The organism is Winogradskyella eximia (assembly GCF_003386165.1).
GTDB lineage: Bacteria > Bacteroidota > Bacteroidia > Flavobacteriales > Flavobacteriaceae > Winogradskyella > Winogradskyella eximia.
In genome coordinates this window covers 378,073-396,603 of the sequence record NZ_QRDV01000001.1, presented here as the reverse complement: position 1 = coordinate 396,603, position 18,531 = coordinate 378,073, and the positions used below count along the sequence as shown (strand labels likewise).

Genomic DNA, 18,531 nt, shown 5'->3' with positions numbered 1-18,531 from the left:
TAAGAATTTGTTATCTAATTTTCATATATTTAATTAAATTGCTAATCTAATAAATTAACTAATTCTCTAAAATGAAGACAATCTTAAAGCTTTTCACTATGCTCTTATGCGTGGTATCTTTTGCACAGACCACAGTAAAAGGTAAAATTATTGATAATTCTGGGCTTCCCTTACCTGGTGCAAATGTTATAGTTGTAGGAACCAGTTCCGGCACTGTAACAGATTTTGACGGTAACTATTCGCTAACAATAGACCAAGCACCACCTTTTTCAATCCAATTTAGTTACGCTGGTTTTGAAACTCAGACTATTGAAGTTACTAAAAACAATCAAACCATTGATGTAACATTGGCTGAAGGTAATGAGCTCGATGAAGTAGTTATTTCAGCTTCAAGAACTCCAGAACGGATTTTTGAATCTCCGGTAACGGTAGAACGCTTTGGTTTAAAAGAAATTAAAAATACGGCATCAGCAGATTTTTATGGTGGTTTAGGAACTTTAAAAGGTGTAGATGTGAACACAAGCAGTTTAACATTTAAATCTGTAAACACTAGAGGTTTCGCAACAACCGCAAATACGCGTTTTATGCAATTAGTAGACGGAATGGATAATTCTACTCCAGCTTTAAACTTTCCTATAGGAAATCTTGTTGGTATGATTGAAACAGATGTGCAAAGTGTTGAATTATTACCAGGAGCATCATCTGCATTGTATGGTGCAAATGCATTTAATGGTATTCTTTTCATGCGAAGTAAAAGTCCTTTTGATCACCAAGGTATAAGTGCCTTTGTTAAAAAAGGTATTACGTCTCAAAAAGCTGCTGGCGACAATGAGTATACCGACTTAGGTATAAGAATGGCTTATAAATTTAGCGATAAATTTGCAGCTAAAGTAAACTTTGGATACTTAAACGGTACTGATTGGGCCGCTACTAGTGAAGTAGACAGTGATATGTTTGGTGGTACAAGAGCAACTAATTTAAACTATAATGGTATCAATGTTTATGGAGATGAAGTATCTACGAACCTAAAAAAGGTAATTGAAAGTCCAGATTTTTTATCTCAACTTCCAAACCCTGCCTTAGTTAGTTTAGTACCATTAGTAGATGTAAGTAGAACAGGATATAACGAACGTTACTTAACTGATTATACAGCAGAAAGTATTAAAGCAGATTGGGGATTATATTACCGTCCCATAACTGATAGTAATTTTGAAATACAGTATGTAGGTAAAGTAGGTACAGGTACAACAATTTACCAAGGTACTAACCGCTATAATATTGATGGATTTTTTCAACAACAACATAAATTAGAATTAAAAAATGATAATTATTTTGTTAGAGGTTATGTTGTAGCCGATAAAGCTGGTGACTCTTATGATATGGTATTCACTGGTATCAATATCAATAGATCTTGGAAAGATGACAATACATGGTTTGGTGAATATACAGGAGCATTAATATCTGCAACACTTGGAGGTGCAACTGAAAGTGAAGCACACGCTATTGCAAGAGCTCAAGCAGACACAGGAAGATATGAACCAGGCTCTACTGAATTTCAAAATGCATTTGACAGAATTATTAAGGATCCAGATTTAGCTACGGGATCAAAATTTCAAGATGCATCTAAATACTATCATGCAGATGGTAATTATAACTTTAGTCATTTAATAGATTTTGCAGATATTCAAGTAGGTGGATCTTTTAGACAATACGATTTAAACTCATTAGGATCTATATATACTGATTACGATGGTCATATAAAATACAGTGAATTTGGTGTTTATACTCAAATTCAAAAAGAGTTTGAATTAAATGAAAATATGGATTTAAAAATAACTGGTTCAGCCCGTTATGATAAATCTGAATTCTTCAAAGGCTTTGTATCACCAAGATTATCATTAGGGTTAACATTAAATGAAAATCACAACTTTAGATTTTCTGGACAAACAGGTTTTAGAAACCCTACAACACAAGATTTATTTATTGGTTTAGATGCAGGAAGAGCTATTTTAGTAGGTTCTGCACCAGATAATTTAGATAGATATACTAGAGAATTCACGGCAGCTAACGGAACAGTATATACTCAAACAGGTGCTGCTGCCTATAATAATTCTTATACAGCATCGTCAGTAATACAATTAGGAGAGACAGGTGACCCCTCAGTTTTAAGAGTTGCTAACCCAAATCTTGTAACACCAGAAAAAGTAACTTCTATGGAAGTTGGATATAGAGGAAAATTTAATAAAGTAACTATAGACTTTAGTACATATTACAATAAATATAAAGATTTCATTTCTTCAGAAGTTGTAATAGCTCCACTTTATGGCTCTGTTGCAGATGGTTCAGCAATTCCTGCTATAGCAAGCGGTGATTTCACTACTTATAGTACTTACACAAATTCTGATGTGGATGTTAACTCTTACGGAGCTTCAATAGGTTTGTCAGCAAAAGTGTTGGGTGATTTTGATTTAGGTGGAAGTTATACATTTACTAAACAAGATTTTGATCAAGCTGCAAATCCTAATTTTGAAACTAACTTCAACACACCAGAACATAAATTTAAAGCTCATTTTGGGAATACTGAGTTGTTTAAAAACTTTGGATTTAATATCGCTTATAAGTTTAGTGATGATTATTTCTGGGAAGCAACATTTGGAGATGGTGTTGTACCAGAATTCCATACCGTTGATGCACAAATTAATTACAAAATCCCTGCTTTAAAATCTATTATTAAAATAGGTGGTACAAACATTGGAGGTAAAGAATATTTCACGGTCTTCGGATCAGGTTATATCGGCTCAATGTACTATGCTTCTTGGACAATTAATAACTTATAAAAAACACAAAATGAAAAATATAAAATATTTATTACTATCAGCTGTCCTTATTGGATTTACAGCCTGTAATGATGAAGAAGATTTTGAAGATCTTTTAGACAATCCTACGTCAGAAGTCATATTACCAGAACTTACAACAGGTTCTGCGGACTTTTCTAATTACGTAGCTGTTGGTGCCTCTTTTACCGCAGGTTTTACTGATGGAGGTCTTTTTATTGCGAGTCAAGAAAACTCGTTTCCAAACATTCTAGCAAATAAATTCGCTAATATTGGAAGTAGTACCTTTACTCAACCATTAATGAATGATAATTTTGGAGGACTAATTTTAGGTGGAAATCCTGTAATTAATCCAATGACGGGTCAAAGAGAACTAACAGAAAGACTAGTTTTTGGTGGAGCTGGACCTGTACCATTGCAGAGTTTAAATCCAGCGGCAATGTCAACTACTGATTTTGCTTTAAACAATCCAACTGGTCCTTTCAATAATTTGGGTATACCAGGTGCTAAGAGTTTTCATTTATTAGCTCCAGGTTATGGTAATTTATTAAATTTCCCTGCCGCAGCTAACCCATATGCTATTCGTGTAACCGGTAATACTCCTAATGCTTCAATTTTAGATTTAGCTGTTGCTCAAAACCCTACATTTTTCACACTTTCTGAAGTTGGAGGAAATGACGTTTTAGGTTATGCAACTACAGGTGGAGATGGAACTAATCCTATTACACCTACTAGTACATTTGACGCATCTTTAAATGCTTTAGTTACTGGCTTAACTGCTAATGGAGCAAAAGGAGTTATTGGAAATCTACCAAATATTACAAGTTTATCTCATTTTACAACAGTTCCTTATAACCCGGTTCCTTTAGATGCTACAAATGCAGCCGCACTTAATCAAGGTTATGCTTTATACAATGGTGGAATTCAGCAAGCCCTAGCCGCATTGAATGGGACAGGTCTATTTACAGCAGAAGAAGCAGCTGCAAGAACAATTACTTTTGCCGCAGGCTCAAACAATGCCATGGTCATTATAGACGAAACCTTAACAGATTTAGGAGCAATTAATTCTGCATTTGCCGGAATACCAAAGTACAGACAAGCAACCGCTGAAGATTTATTTGTTTTACCATTATCGGCGTTAATTCCACAAGGTTATGGAACACAAATTCCTCTAGAAGACAAATGGGTATTAATCCCTCAAGAACAAGATGAAATTGCTACAGCAACGCAAGCGTATAATACTAGTATATCTGCTATTGCAAACAGTAATGGTTTAGCGTTAGTAGATTTAAATTCAATATTAGAACAAGCATCTACAACAGGTATTACGTTTGATGCTTATAATATGAATACAAATTTAGTTTCTGGTGGTTTAGTTAGTTTAGACGGAATTCATCTAACAGCAAGAGGCTATGCCTTAATGGCAAACAGCTTCTTTAAAGCGATAGATGCAACATACGGAACTAATTTTGAAGCTTCAGGTAATTTAGCAAAAGCAGGAGACTATCCTACTAACTATTCACCAGCACTTCAATAAAAACCTATTAAATATTACAATTAAAACACGCTCAAAATGAGCGTGTTTTTTTATTCATAAAAAACTCTGTTATTTTTTAAATAAAACCATATCTTTGCAGCGCGAAAAACGAGCTGTTTTTTCATATTTAAATTATTGCATAACAAAAACATAAGAGTAATGTCAAAAGTTACAGGTAAAGTTGCACAAATCGTAGGCCCAGTTATCGATGTCGAATTCGCTTCTGGTTCAGAGCTTCCAAAAATTTATGATTCATTAGAAATCAACAAACAAGATGGTTCTAAATTAGTATTAGAAGTACAATCTCACATTGGTGAAGATACTGTACGTACTATTGCTATGGATTCTTCTGATGGTTTAAGTAGAGGAACAGAAGTTCATGCAACTGGTGCTCCAATCCAAATGCCAATAGGTGAAGATGTTTACGGACGTCTTTTTAATGTTATTGGTGATGCTATTGATGGATTAGGAAATTTACCAAAGGCTGGTGATGCTGGTTTACCTATTCACAGACAAGCTCCAAAATTTGAAGATTTATCAACATCTACGGAAGTTTTATTTACTGGTATTAAAGTAATCGATTTAATTGAGCCTTATGCAAAAGGTGGTAAAATTGGTTTATTTGGTGGTGCTGGTGTAGGTAAAACAGTATTAATCCAAGAGTTGATTAACAATATTGCAAAAGGTCACGGTGGTCTTTCTGTATTTGCAGGTGTTGGTGAAAGAACACGTGAAGGAAACGATTTACTTCGTGAAATGTTAGAGTCAGGTATTATCAAGTATGGTGATGACTTTATGCATTCTATGGAAGAAGGAGGATGGGATTTATCTAAAGTTGATAAATCTGGAATGAAAGAATCTAAAGCAACTTTCGTATTCGGACAAATGAATGAGCCTCCTGGAGCTCGTGCTCGTGTAGCACTTTCAGGATTAACTATAGCAGAATATTTCCGTGATGGAGCTGGTGAAGGACAAGGAAAAGATGTATTATTTTTCGTAGATAATATCTTCCGTTTTACACAAGCTGGTTCTGAGGTATCTGCATTATTAGGTCGTATGCCTTCTGCAGTAGGTTACCAACCAACATTAGCAACCGAAATGGGTGCAATGCAAGAACGTATTACTTCAACAAAAAGAGGATCTATTACATCTGTACAAGCGGTTTACGTACCTGCAGATGATTTAACGGATCCAGCTCCAGCAACAACGTTTGCTCACTTAGATGCAACAACAGTATTATCTCGTAAAATTGCAGAGTTAGGTATTTATCCTGCGGTAGATCCATTAGATTCTACGTCAAGAATTTTAACTGCTGATATTTTAGGTGATGAGCACTATGCTTGTGCACAACGTGTAAAAGAGTTATTACAACGTTATAAAGAATTACAAGATATTATTGCTATCCTTGGTATGGAAGAATTATCTGAAGAAGATAAAATGGCTGTAGGTAGAGCAAGACGTGTACAACGTTTCTTATCTCAACCTTTCCACGTAGCTGAGCAATTTACAGGTATTCCTGGTGTATTAGTAGACATTAAAGAAACTATTAAAGGTTTTAACCAAATTATGGATGGTGAATTAGATCACTTACCAGAAGCTGCGTTTAACCTTAAAGGTTCTATTGAAGAAGCTATTGAAGCAGGAGAGAAAATGTTAGCTGAAGCTTAATAACTGCATAAAGCATTAAAAGTATGTACTTAGAAATTGTATCACCAGAAGCCACATTATTTAGCGGAGAAGTTACTTCAGTAACTGTTCCTGGAGTAAATGGTGAGTTTGAAATGTTAACCAATCACGCACCTATTGTCTCTATTCTTAAAGAAGGACATGTAAAAGTTGCTGGTAACGTTCAATTAGAAGAGGAAGTTGAAGCAAAATTCACTAAATCTGATAAAGGCGTTTGGCTAGCAATCAATTCTGGAACACTAGAAATGAAAGATAATAAACTAATTATTTTAGCAGATTAATTCAATCATTATATAAAATAAAAAAGCGCGAAATGAAACATTTCGCGCTTTTTTTATGCTCTATTTTTTCAATTTTTACATTCGCTTCACAGCCTCCAATTCTACTTTCAACTCTTGAAATAGCATCATAATACTGCTCAGTTTTAATTCTTTTTCATCATATTCCTGGGTATTAATACAGCATGTAAATTCCCAAATCTCTAAAATATTTTCACGAGGAATTAAATAAGGTTGATACGTTTTATTATCTGAGCTTAATAATAAATTTGAAGCATCTCCTTCTGGAATATAAACACGTTTATAAACCAAACCATCATCCTTAGTTAAGATAATATACGTACGTCCATTTTTAATATCTCCAATATCATCTACAAACTTTGCCACTATAAACGCACCATCTTTCACTGGTAACATAGAATCACCTTTAATAGGAAACGCTCTATGTGTACCTGTTGGTAAAAATGGTAATTTAATCTTTTGAAGTTGCTCTATATATTCCGGATCATCATAACCAGACAAATAACCTGCAGATGCTTTTGCAGGTATAATTTCAATTAAATCCTCATTATCTTCATTTACCGTTACTGGAAACAATACACGCTTATTCCCTACCTCTATAAACGATGTGTCTTTGGCTTTACGCAAATCATTTTTAACCAAAATATCAATAGGAATATCAAAGTAATTAGACAAGTCTATTAAACGGTCTATTGGTGGCTCAGAACGCCCTTCTTCATAAGAACCCACCATTGAGCGACTCCACTTTAATTCATCAGCAAAACGCTCTTGAGACAGCTTCTTTAGCGTGCGTAAATGTTTTATGTTAGCCTGAATTGGTTTCATTTAAGTTTCAAGTTTATTTAATACCACTACAAATATAAGCAATAATAACTACATATAGTAGCTAATTTTACAATCTAGCTTTTTTCATTACAAGGCTAAACAATATAGTTTTATAAACATATAAGTTTAAAAAATATTTTAAATACAAACTTATATGTTTATATTTATAGGAATATATAAATATATTTGTTTACAAAAATCACATTATGAATGATTCAAAACATAAATTAATGGTACAACATTTAGATCGTAAAATTCAAATTTACAATCAACTACTAAACGTTAATGTACCCAATAAAGGTTGGCTTCATACTATTCGTAAGGCCTATAAAATGTCATTAAGACAATTTAGCGAACGACTAGGTGTTACACCTCCAGCAGTGGAAGGCTATGAGAAGAGAGAGAAAACAGGAAATATTACTCTAAAAAGCTTAGAAGATGCTGGAAGAGCATTAAACATGAAATTAGTATATGGATTTGTTCCAATAGATGGCTCAATTCAAAAAACAATTGAAAACAGAGCGAAAGAAATCGCACTAGATATTGTTAAAACAACCTCTAACTCAATGATTTTAGAGGACCAAAAAAACTCTAATGAACGTCTTCAAAAGGCTGTTGAAGAGAAAACAAAACAGCTCATTGATGAAATGCCTCGTTATTTATGGGATTAGACAAGATGAAACTTATAAAAGGCCAGACAGCTTTAAGTGAAGAAGAAATGGAAGGGTTACTTATTCCCACAATCACTACACGTGAAGAATTAGATGAATTTGAGCAACTAAATATTCAAAAAGCTGTAGAATGGTATTTAATTAATAGAAAATTCAAAACAGATAAAATCCTTACTGAAGCTTTTATTATTGGTGTCCATAAAAAAATGCTAAGTGATGTTTGGTCTTGGGCTGGAAAATATAGAACTAGTGAAAAAACAATTGGTATTACATGGTATCAAATACCAATAAAGCTTCGACAATTGTTAGATGACTGTAAGTTTTGGATTGATAATAAAACATATTCTGATGAAGAAATTGCAATACGATTTAAGCATGAGTTAGTTGCTATTCATTTATTTCCTAATGGTAATGGCAGACATTCACGTTTAATGGGTGATGTGGTTATGAAACATATATTCAATAAACCAAAATTTACTTGGGGATACAAAAACTTAGTTAACAAAAGTGAAATCCGTGAAACTTATATTAACGCACTTAAAAAAGGTGATGATAAAAATTTTAAAGACCTAATAAGTTTTGCACAATCCTAAAATATAAATACTTATAAAATACCTCTACTTTTAATACACCTTCTTAATCACATTAGTTACAATTCCCCAAATCACAAAATTATTGTCTTCTGTTATTTTTATAATAGGATAATTTGGGTTTTCGGGCTGCAACCACACCTCTCCGTTAGAAACTCTAAGGCGTTTTACAGTAAATTCACCATCTAGAAAACATACTGCTATTTTATTATTTGCAGGTTCTAGACTTCTATCTATAACTAACAAATCATTATCATCTAAACCTGCACCAATCATAGATTGTCCACTTACTTTAGCGTAGAATGTAGCTTCCTTATTTTTAACTAACTCATCATCTAAAGACAAACGTTGCTCTTTAAAATCTTCTGCTGGAGATGGAAAACCTGCTGAAATTCCTGTATCAAAAAAATTGGTACCAGCTCCTTCAATGGCTTCTGGCAAAAAAAATATTAAGCTATTAGACTTATGTGCTATCATTTTATTTATATTATCAATCTTATTTTAATAACCTTATTGAAAAAAAAAATTTAATACGTTTACTTGCATATCCATTTTGTATTCTCATTTTTTATTTGAGTTACCAAATGGTTTTTGTCACCACAAATTATCCTAACCCTATTTACATAGGTAAAGCGCATTTTTATGGTGCTCTAGGTCTATTGTTTTCACTAATATACCCTATTTCAGATATTGCAATTACTATTAAAGAGTACATTAACAATCATAAATCTAAATAAAGCTACCTTTAATTAAGGAAAATTACTTAACTACAATAATATCATTAATGTTGGTTGTATATCTTGGAGACAAACGTTCTTGACGCATTTTCCAAGTACGTTCTAAATCTTGATTTCCTAATTTTATTTTATTCCCTTTGTACTTCTTATTTATAACATCTATTGCAGACATCAAAGGTTTATGCTTTGGATCTTCTTTATGAAACAAATCTAACTGAAAATTATCTGTAGGCACCAAACCGGTAACAATAACTCCTGCTCTTTTGTATTTTATCCCTTTTTTATAAATCGATTTTACTGCATTTACAGCCTGTGTGCTAATTAACAAGGAAGAATCTGTAGGAAACGGAAAACTAACCATTGTACTAACCTTATGCTGTTCTAAATCTTTTTTATGCCTATCACTACTTAGCATAACAATAATCATATGGCAACTGGAGTTTTGCTTACGTAATTTCTCTGCGCAACTTGTTGCAAAGGTAGAGATTCGTTCTTTTATATTATCGATATCGGAATAGGTATATTCAAAACTTCGTGTGGTAGCAATAGCGCGTTTTGTGGTTGGCTCATCTAAAGAGATTTTAGAAACCCCTTCTAAGTCCTTTTTAAGTTTCCACTCGGTAATAGAAAATGTTTGTCGGACCCAATCATCAGATAACTGTGTAAAATCATAAGCTGTATGGCATCCTTTTGCTTTTAAGCGTTTTTGTAAACCACGACCTATTCCCCAAACGTCTTCAATCTTAATCCATTTTAAGGCTTTAATTCGAGATGCTTCGGAAGCTATAACATAAACGCCTTTAGTTTCTTTAGGAAACTTACGTGCAATTTTATTGGCAACTTTACTTAATGCTTTTGTAGGAGCAACACCTACACAAGTAGGAATACCGGTCCACTTTAAAATCCGTGTTCTTATTTGACCGCCGTAAGCTTCTAAATTATAATTTTCAAAACCTTTAAACTGAAGAAAAGCCTCGTCTATACTATAGATTTCAACATCTGGAGTAAAGTGCTCTAGTATGCGCATTACACGACTACTCATATCTCCATATAATGGATAATTAGATGAAAACACTTTAATATTATGATCTTTACAAAAGCTTTCCCATTTAAAAATTGGAGCTCCCATAGGCAAACCAACAGCCTTAGCTTCATCACTGCGCGCAATAACACAACCATCATTATTACTTAAAATAGCAATAGGTTGATGACGCAAATTAGGGTTAAAAACCCGCTCACAAGAGGCATAAAAATTATTACAATCTACTAAGGCATACATAATGTAAAAATACAAAAAGACCTTACAGGTTTTTAAAATCTGTAAGGTCTAGTTTAAAATTTATTATAAAATATTATTTAAACGCCTTTAAATACTTGTAATTTCCCTTTAATCTTCTTTCTTCTACTTAACCAAATAAGACGTCACTAATTCTACTTGGCGCCCAACCAAGCGTCTCGATTTGCTTTAGCCGCTTCAGATAAAACATCTAAACTTGAAATAGCATAAGACGTATCGGCATCTAAAGTTAGTTTTACAGTGCGTTGTTTTCCGAAACGCTCATAAACCACATCAACAGTTTGATTCGGTTTTACTGTACCTAAAATTTTATTTAAGTCTGATGTTTCATTGATCTCAACACCATCTATTTTAAGTAACTTATCTCCTTTTTCAAGTCCTGCGGTATAAGCTCCAGAACCGACCATTGTATTACTTGTAATGACTTGATTATTTAAACGCAATCCAAAAGCAGGCTGGTCTGTATTTTGTTGTAATTGCACACCAACCGTTTTAAATAAGCTTTCAAAATCGGGCATGTCGCTTTTGTAGATATAATTGTTGAAAAAAGCATCACCAAAGTCAGCACCTGCATAATCCTTTAACGTTTGCTGTAAATCAGCAATGGTATAATAGGTTTCCGTTTTTCCGTAAGTCTTCCAAACCAATGCCATATAATCGTCTAGATTCAGGTTTTCGGCTCTAAGCGATAAATCTAAAGCCAAACCTAGCATACTGCCATACGAATAATAGGAAATAAAAGTATTGCCACGATTGATATCATCTACAGAACGTGCGGCATCTACAAATGGAGCTTGATAGCTCATCTCAATAGGATTAAAAAACTGTCGTCCTGGTGAATTCCAAACGTAATTAAACGTTCCTGTCAGCCCTTTTATATAATCTTCCTGTGCTATAAGTCCGGCTCTAGTTAAAGTTAAATCGTCATAATAACTGGTAAACCCTTCAGCAAACCAAAGCTCGCCACTCATGTTAGCTGCTTCAAAATTAAAAGGCTCTAAACTTTGTGGTCGTATACGTTCTACATTCCAGCAATGAAAAAACTCATGAGACACCGTCCCAATATTTCGATCGGCTCCATCGGCTAAACTTCGCGTGCTGGTGACAATGGTAGAGTTTCGATGTTCCATACCATCTCCTGTAGCATTAGGAATATAACAGCCTAAAAATGTGTACTCACCGTAATCGTAGCTTGGTAATTCTCCAAAAACTGCTTTTTGTTGTAAGATTGTTTTCTTTACGTTTTCAAAATAGGCATCAAACTCTACTGCGGTTCCATTGTGGTGTAATGCAAAATTGATCTTCTGACCATCTACCTCAAACGAACGCAACATATGGTCACTAATTTCAGTCGGACTATCCATAAAATACTGTAAGTTATCAGCGGAATAAGTGTTGCCTTCTACGAGCTTTAACTGCGTAGCAATTTCCCAGTTTAAGTCTTCGCGTGGTTTAAATTCAATGTTGAAGGTGTCGTTTTCCAAACTCGGAGCATACATAAACGTCGCTGGCATATTAAGATGCGCATGCGTTTCATCAACTTGTGCGTAGGTGCCATCTCCATGATTGGCATATAAGGTGTAATTGACTATGATAGTGCCATCGTGATCGTTCACAGTCCAAGAATACGGATCGGGACGTGTTGTTTCTAAAACATGGCCTTTACTATCTGTAACTTTTACGTTATAAACATTTTTAGCAAATTCGTGAATAGCATAACGTCCTGGTGAGCTTCTAGACATTCTAAATTCAGCTTCACCGGATTTTAAACCTTTAAAAGTAGCCGTGATTTCAGCTTCATGATGTGCTGCATTTTCAAACGAAATGGTATAGCTTGAACTTCCTGTTGTTGTTAATTCTGTTACCGGATTTTTGTCTTCCTTGCAATTCACTAAACATAAAAAAGACAGTAATAAAATTAGGCTTCGCATCTATTCAATTTTTTAGACTCCCAAGATACTATTTTTTAAAACCTTTTAATCTTCTACGTATTCTAATATATCACTAGGCTGACAGTCCAAAGCTTTACAAATCGCTTCTAAAGTTGAAAATCGAATGGCTTTTGCTTTTCCTGTTTTTAAAATGGACAGGTTTGCTGTTGTAATACCAACGATTTCAGCAAGTTCATTACTCTTCATGCCACGTTTGGTTAATATGAGGTCTAAGTTGACTATTATGGGCATGGTTATATGGTTAGATCGTTTTCTGCTCTCAAATTTTCACCTTCTTTAAAAATCTCTGCCATTACAAAGGCCAAAAGCATATAAATTACTGGTGTTAACGATAGATGTGCAATAATTTGACTTCCACTTTCAAATCGAAGTACCGTATAACTTATCAGAATTGTAACCACAATAATATAGATTCCAATCTTCCTAAACAGTTTTGCATTACGACTACTAAATGTATGTAATGTTTTTACAGATAGCATAATGGTTTCGAAAGCCCTAAGGATTAGGAACATTAACACGGCAACAATAATGACTTTAAAATAATTGATATACAAGGATACTGTTTTTAGTTTTCCAAAAGTATAAGGTTTTGAATCGTATTTGGTATCCTTAGTATCATCCTTCCAAACATCCGAGATTATAGTTGAAACACCAAGATAACTTGGATTAGCCTTTAACACAATCTCTTCTTCTGCAAACCTGTCTTTATCAATTTGAGCATATACAAATAAGCTCGTAATACCTATTGCAGCAATTATTAATATGATTTTCAATAGTCTCGTTATTAAAATCGCGGTATTTAAAAGTGTGTTTTTAGTCATATTTATATGGTTAAATCGTTTTCTTCTTTTATAGCCTTAGTATCTCTAAGCACTGTACTTATTAGCATTAAAAACAATCCCATCGCAATTATTAATAGATAGACCAATGTTTTTTCACTTAAACCATCCAAAACATGCCGTTTAAAAAACCTATTGCTCATCTCATCAATAAACCATAAAGCGACTGACGAAAGAACCATAAGTTTTCCAGAATTAAACATTCCACTTATAAGTTCGGCATTATAAAAATCTTTTTTTAATAACAATTTTGTCGCCTTTCTTAATCTCCAAAGCGCAACAACAAAAGCAGCATAAATTACAAGCTTAAAAAAGGTATAACGATAAAGCATGGCTTCAGTTTTATAAATTAATGCATCTTCTTCTATACCGATAAAATCTTGTTTTACGCCAAAGAGAATCATTGATAAAACAAAAATCCCTAAACCAATGCTAATTAGAATAAGAATAATAATAACATTTAGTATCGCATAAAGTGTTTTTGCAGAATTCATAATTATCGTTTTACGATAACAAATATATAAAAATTATTGATAAACGATAATTAAATATTAAAGAACGAAAAAAATTATAGTATTCAGACCTGTCAAGTTTTAAAAACCTGACAGGTCTTTTCATATATTTGAAACATGAAACATCCATAACTCGCTTTTAATACCCAAGGGAATGATAAAATGGATATACCATGTGACCGATAAAAAACAATAAATATAAACACATGAAACCCAACACCATCATTTCAGAAAGCGCTAGACCTATTTGGCAAATCCCCATTGCTGCGCTATTCTTTACTGTAGCTACCTTCATACTATTATTTGCTTTATACGATATACATTTATCAGAAGAAGGGTTCACACTATTTTTACATAGACTTGAACCTTGTATTATATTCATATCTATTGCTATAGGATTTACCTTAACAAAAAGTATCCATATTGACATCGAAAACTCAAGATTTAGACCAACATACAATATTGGCCCTGTAAAATTGGGTTCATGGCAAACCATTAAAAACTACCAATATGTTTCCGTGTTCCATCAACCCACAATAGGAGGAGATTATATATTTGAAGTGAATCTGTGGTACGATAACAACAAACATTTTGAATTATACGAAGAAGACAACTACAAAGAAGCCTTTCTCATCGGTTTTGAACTTTCAGAACAATTAAACATCGATTTATTAGATGCCACAGAACCCAATAACTTTAAATGGGTAGATAAAAAGGAGTGGAAAGCTAAGATGGCATCTGGCAAAATTGATTAACTATTATTAGACCTGTCAGGTTTTAAAAACCTAACAGGTCTCCACAAGAATATAGTACCTTTACCATATGCAAGATACCTTCATTACCATAGCAAGATTCCCCTATTCTACAGAAGCACAAATAGCAAAAGGTAGATTAGAAGCCGATGGCATAGAAGTCTTTTTAAGAGATAATCTTACAATAGACACAGATCCTTTAGTAAGCCAAGCCATTGGAGGCGTAAAATTAAAGGTACTTGCCAAGGACGAAGAAAAAGCGCGAGCAATTTTAAAATCAATCAAAGCCTATTCTGTAGATGATGAAGGGCATCCTATTGTTTGTCCCAATTGTAAAGGCGAACATGTTGAAATGTACACCACTATTAATAGTTTTAAATCCTTGATGTCTTTTGTAATCGGCCTCTTGTTCTTCACACTGCCTTTTAGCGCACGTTACCAATACAAATGTGAAGATTGCAAAACTGAATTTCCCATTAAAGATTAAGCACCTTATCATATGCACTTTTCAATTTTTTAATCACGATTTCTAATTCATCTTCATTTAAATGACCAAAACCAAAACGAATAGCACAAGTCGTTTTATCTTGATATAAAATCGTTTTTGGCAAGAACAAATCTAGTTTTTCAGCTTCTTCAGCCAATTTCACCAAAGATATGGTGTTCACAAATCTCAACCATAGCGCCAAACCACCTAAGGGTGTATCCCAAGTAATAGCACCTTCAAAATAATAGTTTAAATATTGGCATAAACAATCACGACGCTGTTTGTAAGTGATGATGTTTTTCTTCTTAAGTCGGTATATTTCACCTTCAGAAATGAGCTCAGATAACATTTGCTCCTGTATTAAATCTCCTTGTTTATCTAATAATTGTAAATAGTTTTTAGCTTCAGAAATAAAGCTTTCGGGTGCCACTACAAACCCAGTATGAAAGCTAGGAAACAAGGACTGCCCTAATTTACCAAGATAAATCACCATACCATCTGCATCTGCACTTGCCATAGGTAACATGGCAGAACCTTCAAATTGAAAATCATAATCGTAATCATCTTCAATAATAGCAAATCCGTAAGCTTTTGCAAGTTGCAACAACTGTAAACGACGTTTGGCACTTAACGTTACAGTTGTGGGATAATCTCTATGCGCACATACATATACACATCGTATACTTCCTTTTAAAAAATGTTTTTTTATATAATCAACATTCAAACCCTCTTCGTCTATCGGAATGGTTCTCATGGTGGCACCAGTTTCGTAAAAAATCATGTTAGCAGCATAATTACTTAACTGCCCAACTAGCACCAAATCGTTTTGTTTAATTAGCAGTCGAGAGACCACATAAAGGCTCATTTCTGTGCTACGTGTATTAATTAAATGATTAGGGTTAATATGAAATCCTCGTGTAGCATTTAAATAATTACAGAGCTGTGTGCTAAAAACCGAAGGCGTTAAAGCCGTTGTTCTGTTCCATTTATTAATCAATGGTTTTCGTTTCATAGCTGCACTATACCATCTAGAAAACTGGTGCACCGGATGTAAACGCAAATCGGGCTTACCATCGTTAATGGAATATTTTGCAGTCGTTTCTTGTGCTGTAGAAGCCAAATGAAACGATTTTTGAAACGGAAACCCAGCAACTTTCGGGTATGCGTACGCTTGTTGTAAGTGCTGTGTTGTAGCTTTAATTTTTGCCGTGGATGCTTCGGGCACCAAAACAAAAGTTCCTCTATTGGCAATAATATCTACCCAACCTTGCGAAGCTAATTCTTCATAAATCGCCACAGCCGTATTACGATGAATGTTTAACAGCTGACTAAAAACCCGAGTACCTGGCAATTTGCTCCCTTTTTCTAAATAACCACGTTGTATAGCATTTACAATTTGCTGTGCCACTTGTATATATAATGGCTGTACTATACTTTTATCGAATGTAATAAGCTGTTTTAGTATTTGGCTAACCGGACTATTCATTGTTTTAAAACTGGACTACTTTAATCGTCCGGAAAGTTACGACTTTTGCAACGGTTAAATGAAACCACACAACAACAAAGTATTACAAAATATAAATAGATGAAAATCATAGTCTCGCTTTTTACATGCATTTTAATTGCCGCTTGCCAACTCAACGCGCAAGAAGCACAACCCATTATAAAAACGGATTCTTTAAAAGAGGTCATCATTACTTCAACACGAATTGATTTACCTTTCAAAGAAAATTCCAGAACTATAAACATTATCACTTCAGCAGATATTAAAAGTAGTGCTGCTGTTACCATTTCAGATGTATTACAGCAAATCGCAGGAGTGGACATAAGACGTCGTGGCACTGGTGGAAGTCAAGCTGATTTATTTATTAGAGGTGGTGGTTTTGATCAAACACTATTATTAATTGATGGTATTAAAATGGACGATGCACAAACAGGGCACCACACCTTAAATGCTGCTTTACCTTTAGAAGTCATTCAACGTATCGAAGTCATAAAAGGACCAGCTGCACGTGTGTTTGGACAAAATGCATTTACAGGTGCTATTAATATTGTTACAAAATCAACTTTAAACAACTCCGTTTCTGCAAATCTTGAAACTGGTTCCTTTGGTCAACTTAATGGTTCGGTAACTGTTGGTTCTGAATTAAAAAACTCAACACACATTCTTCATGTAGGGAAAATGACCTCTGAAGGTTACCGAAACAATTCAGATTATGACAATTCTAACTATTTCTTAAAAAGCGTGTTCAATAAGAAAGACCAAGCTATTGAAATGATTGCCACATTTTCTGAACGTAAGTTTGGTGCTGAAAATTTTTACACCACCAACCCTAATTACAACGAATACGAAGAGACACAAAACAGTTTAATTGCATTCACCACAAAATTTCAATCTGAGAAATTCAAAATTCAACCACGTGTGTATTGGAAACGCAACCAAGACATGTTTCTATTAAAACGTTTTGAACCTAACTTTTTTAGAAACTTTCATATTTCAAATAAAATTGGAGCGGAAGCCAATGCGTCATATACATCAAAAGTGGGTGTTACAGGCTTTGGGATAGACCTCTCTAAAACCTATTTACGCAGTAATAATTTAGGCAATCGCAACCGATTTATGACCACTATATTTTTAGAACATCGTTTTCAATTTATTGATAACCGTTTAGATATTACTCCAGGCGTTGCCCTGACCTATTTTTCGGATTTTAAATTTAATAGATTCCCAGGATTAGATATTGGATTTGATATTACTGATAACTTAAAAGCGTACGGAAATATTGGTTTTACGTATAGAATTCCAACCTACACCGATTTATATTACAGCGATCCAAGAACCAATGGTAATGAAAACTTAAAGCCAGAAGAAGCCTTTGCTCAAGAAATTGGTATTAAATACTACAATCAAAAATTTAAAGCAAGTCTTTCTGTTTTTAATAGAGATGCTACAAACCTTATAGATTATATAAGACCAAACACCGTAGATGAAATTTATACAGCAACAAATATTGCAGAAGTAAATACTAAAGGTTTAGAGCTCGATGTGGCTTACAATTTTAAACTCAACACTTTTAACCAAACCCTAGCTTTTGGCTATGCGTATTTGGAGGATGATATTTTAGAACAAAACGAAGAATTATCGCGTTATGCTTTAAACACCTTAAAGCATCATTACACTACCAGATTAAGCACGCAATTGTTTAAAAATATTAGTCAAAGCATTGTTTACAAATATGCCGAACGTACCACAGGACAAACCTACAATGTTTGGGACGCTTCAATAATTATGAAATTGAAACAAATGGAATTATCCGTAACGGCAAATAACATTTTTGATGCCGATTATATTGAATCTGGCTTTACACCAATGCCACCAAGCAATGTCTTATTTGGCTTGCGTTACAAATTCCTTTAAAAAAAGGAATCCTAACAACAAACAAACGTCAGTTCGAGTGATTTTATCCCGAAAACCTTCGGGATAAAATCGTATCGAGAACCAAATACGCAATC

Annotated in this window: 17 protein-coding genes; 9 read left to right on the top strand and 8 right to left on the bottom strand. The window is 33.9% G+C overall.

The features are described from left to right. The first annotated feature begins 71 nt into the window (after positions 1-71). The 4 genes from DFQ10_RS01715 (at position 72) to DFQ10_RS01700 (ending at position 6,338) form a co-directional block, all read left to right on the top strand. A complete protein-coding gene (locus DFQ10_RS01715; RefSeq protein ID WP_115815702.1) occupies positions 72-2,837 on the top strand; it encodes a TonB-dependent receptor in 2,766 nt (921 codons plus the stop codon). 10 nt (positions 2,838-2,847) lie between these two features. Continuing rightward, positions 2,848-4,371 (top strand): SGNH/GDSL hydrolase family protein, encoded by a 1,524-nt coding sequence (locus DFQ10_RS01710; protein ID WP_115816412.1) that lies wholly within the window; start codon positions 2,848-2,850, stop codon positions 4,369-4,371. Positions 4,372-4,530: 159 nt separating this feature from the next. After that, positions 4,531-6,039: a F0F1 ATP synthase subunit beta gene (gene atpD / locus DFQ10_RS01705; protein WP_115815701.1), complete on the top strand. Its 1,509-nt coding sequence runs from the start codon at positions 4,531-4,533 to the stop codon at positions 6,037-6,039. A 23-nt stretch (positions 6,040-6,062) separates the two neighbouring features. Then, positions 6,063-6,338: a F0F1 ATP synthase subunit epsilon gene (locus tag DFQ10_RS01700; RefSeq protein ID WP_115815700.1), complete on the top strand. Its 276-nt coding sequence runs from the start codon at positions 6,063-6,065 to the stop codon at positions 6,336-6,338. 75 nt (positions 6,339-6,413) lie between these two features. On the opposite strand, the gene DFQ10_RS01695 is transcribed toward DFQ10_RS01700, so the two are convergent. Continuing rightward, on the bottom strand, positions 6,414-7,181 hold the full coding sequence (locus DFQ10_RS01695; RefSeq protein ID WP_115815699.1) for an XRE family transcriptional regulator: 768 nt from the start codon (positions 7,179-7,181) through the stop codon (positions 6,414-6,416). Between the two features lie 206 nt (positions 7,182-7,387). Between DFQ10_RS01695 and DFQ10_RS01690 the strand changes: the two genes are divergently transcribed. Further along, the gene (locus tag DFQ10_RS01690) at positions 7,388-7,852 is read left to right on the top strand and encodes a mobile mystery protein A (RefSeq protein WP_115815698.1); all 465 of its coding nucleotides are present in this window, start codon (positions 7,388-7,390) and stop codon (positions 7,850-7,852) included. Then, the gene (locus tag DFQ10_RS01685; RefSeq protein WP_115815697.1) at positions 7,843-8,445 is read left to right on the top strand and encodes a mobile mystery protein B; all 603 of its coding nucleotides are present in this window, start codon (positions 7,843-7,845) and stop codon (positions 8,443-8,445) included. The genes DFQ10_RS01690 and DFQ10_RS01685 overlap by 10 nt, the downstream gene beginning before the upstream one ends. 30 nt (positions 8,446-8,475) lie before the next feature. Here the strand turns inward: DFQ10_RS01685 and DFQ10_RS01680 are convergent, their stop codons facing one another. The 6 genes from DFQ10_RS01680 to DFQ10_RS01655 form a co-directional block, all read right to left on the bottom strand. After that, complete coding sequence (locus DFQ10_RS01680) at positions 8,476-8,919, bottom strand: LexA family protein (RefSeq protein ID WP_115815696.1); 444 nt, start codon at positions 8,917-8,919, stop codon at positions 8,476-8,478. Positions 8,920-9,201: 282 nt separating this feature from the next. Continuing rightward, positions 9,202-10,458 carry a Y-family DNA polymerase gene (locus tag DFQ10_RS01675; protein ID WP_115815695.1) on the bottom strand — a complete coding sequence of 419 codons (1,257 nt, stop codon included), beginning with the start codon at positions 10,456-10,458 and terminating at the stop codon, positions 9,202-9,204. Between the two features lie 152 nt (positions 10,459-10,610). Then, positions 10,611-12,407, bottom strand: coding sequence for a M61 family metallopeptidase (locus tag DFQ10_RS01670; RefSeq protein ID WP_115815694.1), 1,797 nt, complete (start codon positions 12,405-12,407; stop codon positions 10,611-10,613). A gap of 45 nt (positions 12,408-12,452) precedes the next feature. Further along, positions 12,453-12,659: a helix-turn-helix domain-containing protein gene (locus tag DFQ10_RS01665; protein ID WP_115815693.1), complete on the bottom strand. Its 207-nt coding sequence runs from the start codon at positions 12,657-12,659 to the stop codon at positions 12,453-12,455. 2 nt (positions 12,660-12,661) lie between these two features. Further along, on the bottom strand, positions 12,662-13,249 hold the full coding sequence (locus DFQ10_RS01660) for a DUF2975 domain-containing protein (RefSeq protein WP_115815692.1): 588 nt from the start codon (positions 13,247-13,249) through the stop codon (positions 12,662-12,664). Between the two features lie 2 nt (positions 13,250-13,251). Continuing rightward, the gene (locus DFQ10_RS01655) at positions 13,252-13,761 is read right to left on the bottom strand and encodes a DUF2975 domain-containing protein (protein WP_115815691.1); all 510 of its coding nucleotides are present in this window, start codon (positions 13,759-13,761) and stop codon (positions 13,252-13,254) included. Positions 13,762-13,985: 224 nt separating this feature from the next. On the opposite strand from DFQ10_RS01655, the gene DFQ10_RS01650 reads away from it, so the two are divergent. Both DFQ10_RS01650 and DFQ10_RS01645 read left to right on the top strand, forming a co-directional pair. After that, entirely contained in the window at positions 13,986-14,534 is a 549-nt protein-coding gene (locus DFQ10_RS01650; RefSeq protein WP_115815690.1) for a hypothetical protein, read from the top strand. 67 nt (positions 14,535-14,601) lie between these two features. Then, positions 14,602-15,018 carry a putative signal transducing protein gene (locus DFQ10_RS01645; RefSeq protein ID WP_115815689.1) on the top strand — a complete coding sequence of 139 codons (417 nt, stop codon included), beginning with the start codon at positions 14,602-14,604 and terminating at the stop codon, positions 15,016-15,018. Here DFQ10_RS01645 and DFQ10_RS01640 read toward each other — a convergent pair. Continuing rightward, positions 15,008-16,504, bottom strand: a complete 1,497-nt coding sequence (locus tag DFQ10_RS01640) for an aminotransferase-like domain-containing protein (protein ID WP_115815688.1) — start codon at positions 16,502-16,504, stop codon at positions 15,008-15,010. The two genes, DFQ10_RS01645 and DFQ10_RS01640, sit on opposite strands and share 11 nt — an antisense overlap. A gap of 99 nt (positions 16,505-16,603) precedes the next feature. On the opposite strand from DFQ10_RS01640, the gene DFQ10_RS01635 reads away from it, so the two are divergent. Next, entirely contained in the window at positions 16,604-18,436 is a 1,833-nt protein-coding gene (locus tag DFQ10_RS01635; protein WP_115815687.1) for a TonB-dependent receptor plug domain-containing protein, read from the top strand. The last annotated feature ends 95 nt before the right edge of the window (positions 18,437-18,531 follow it).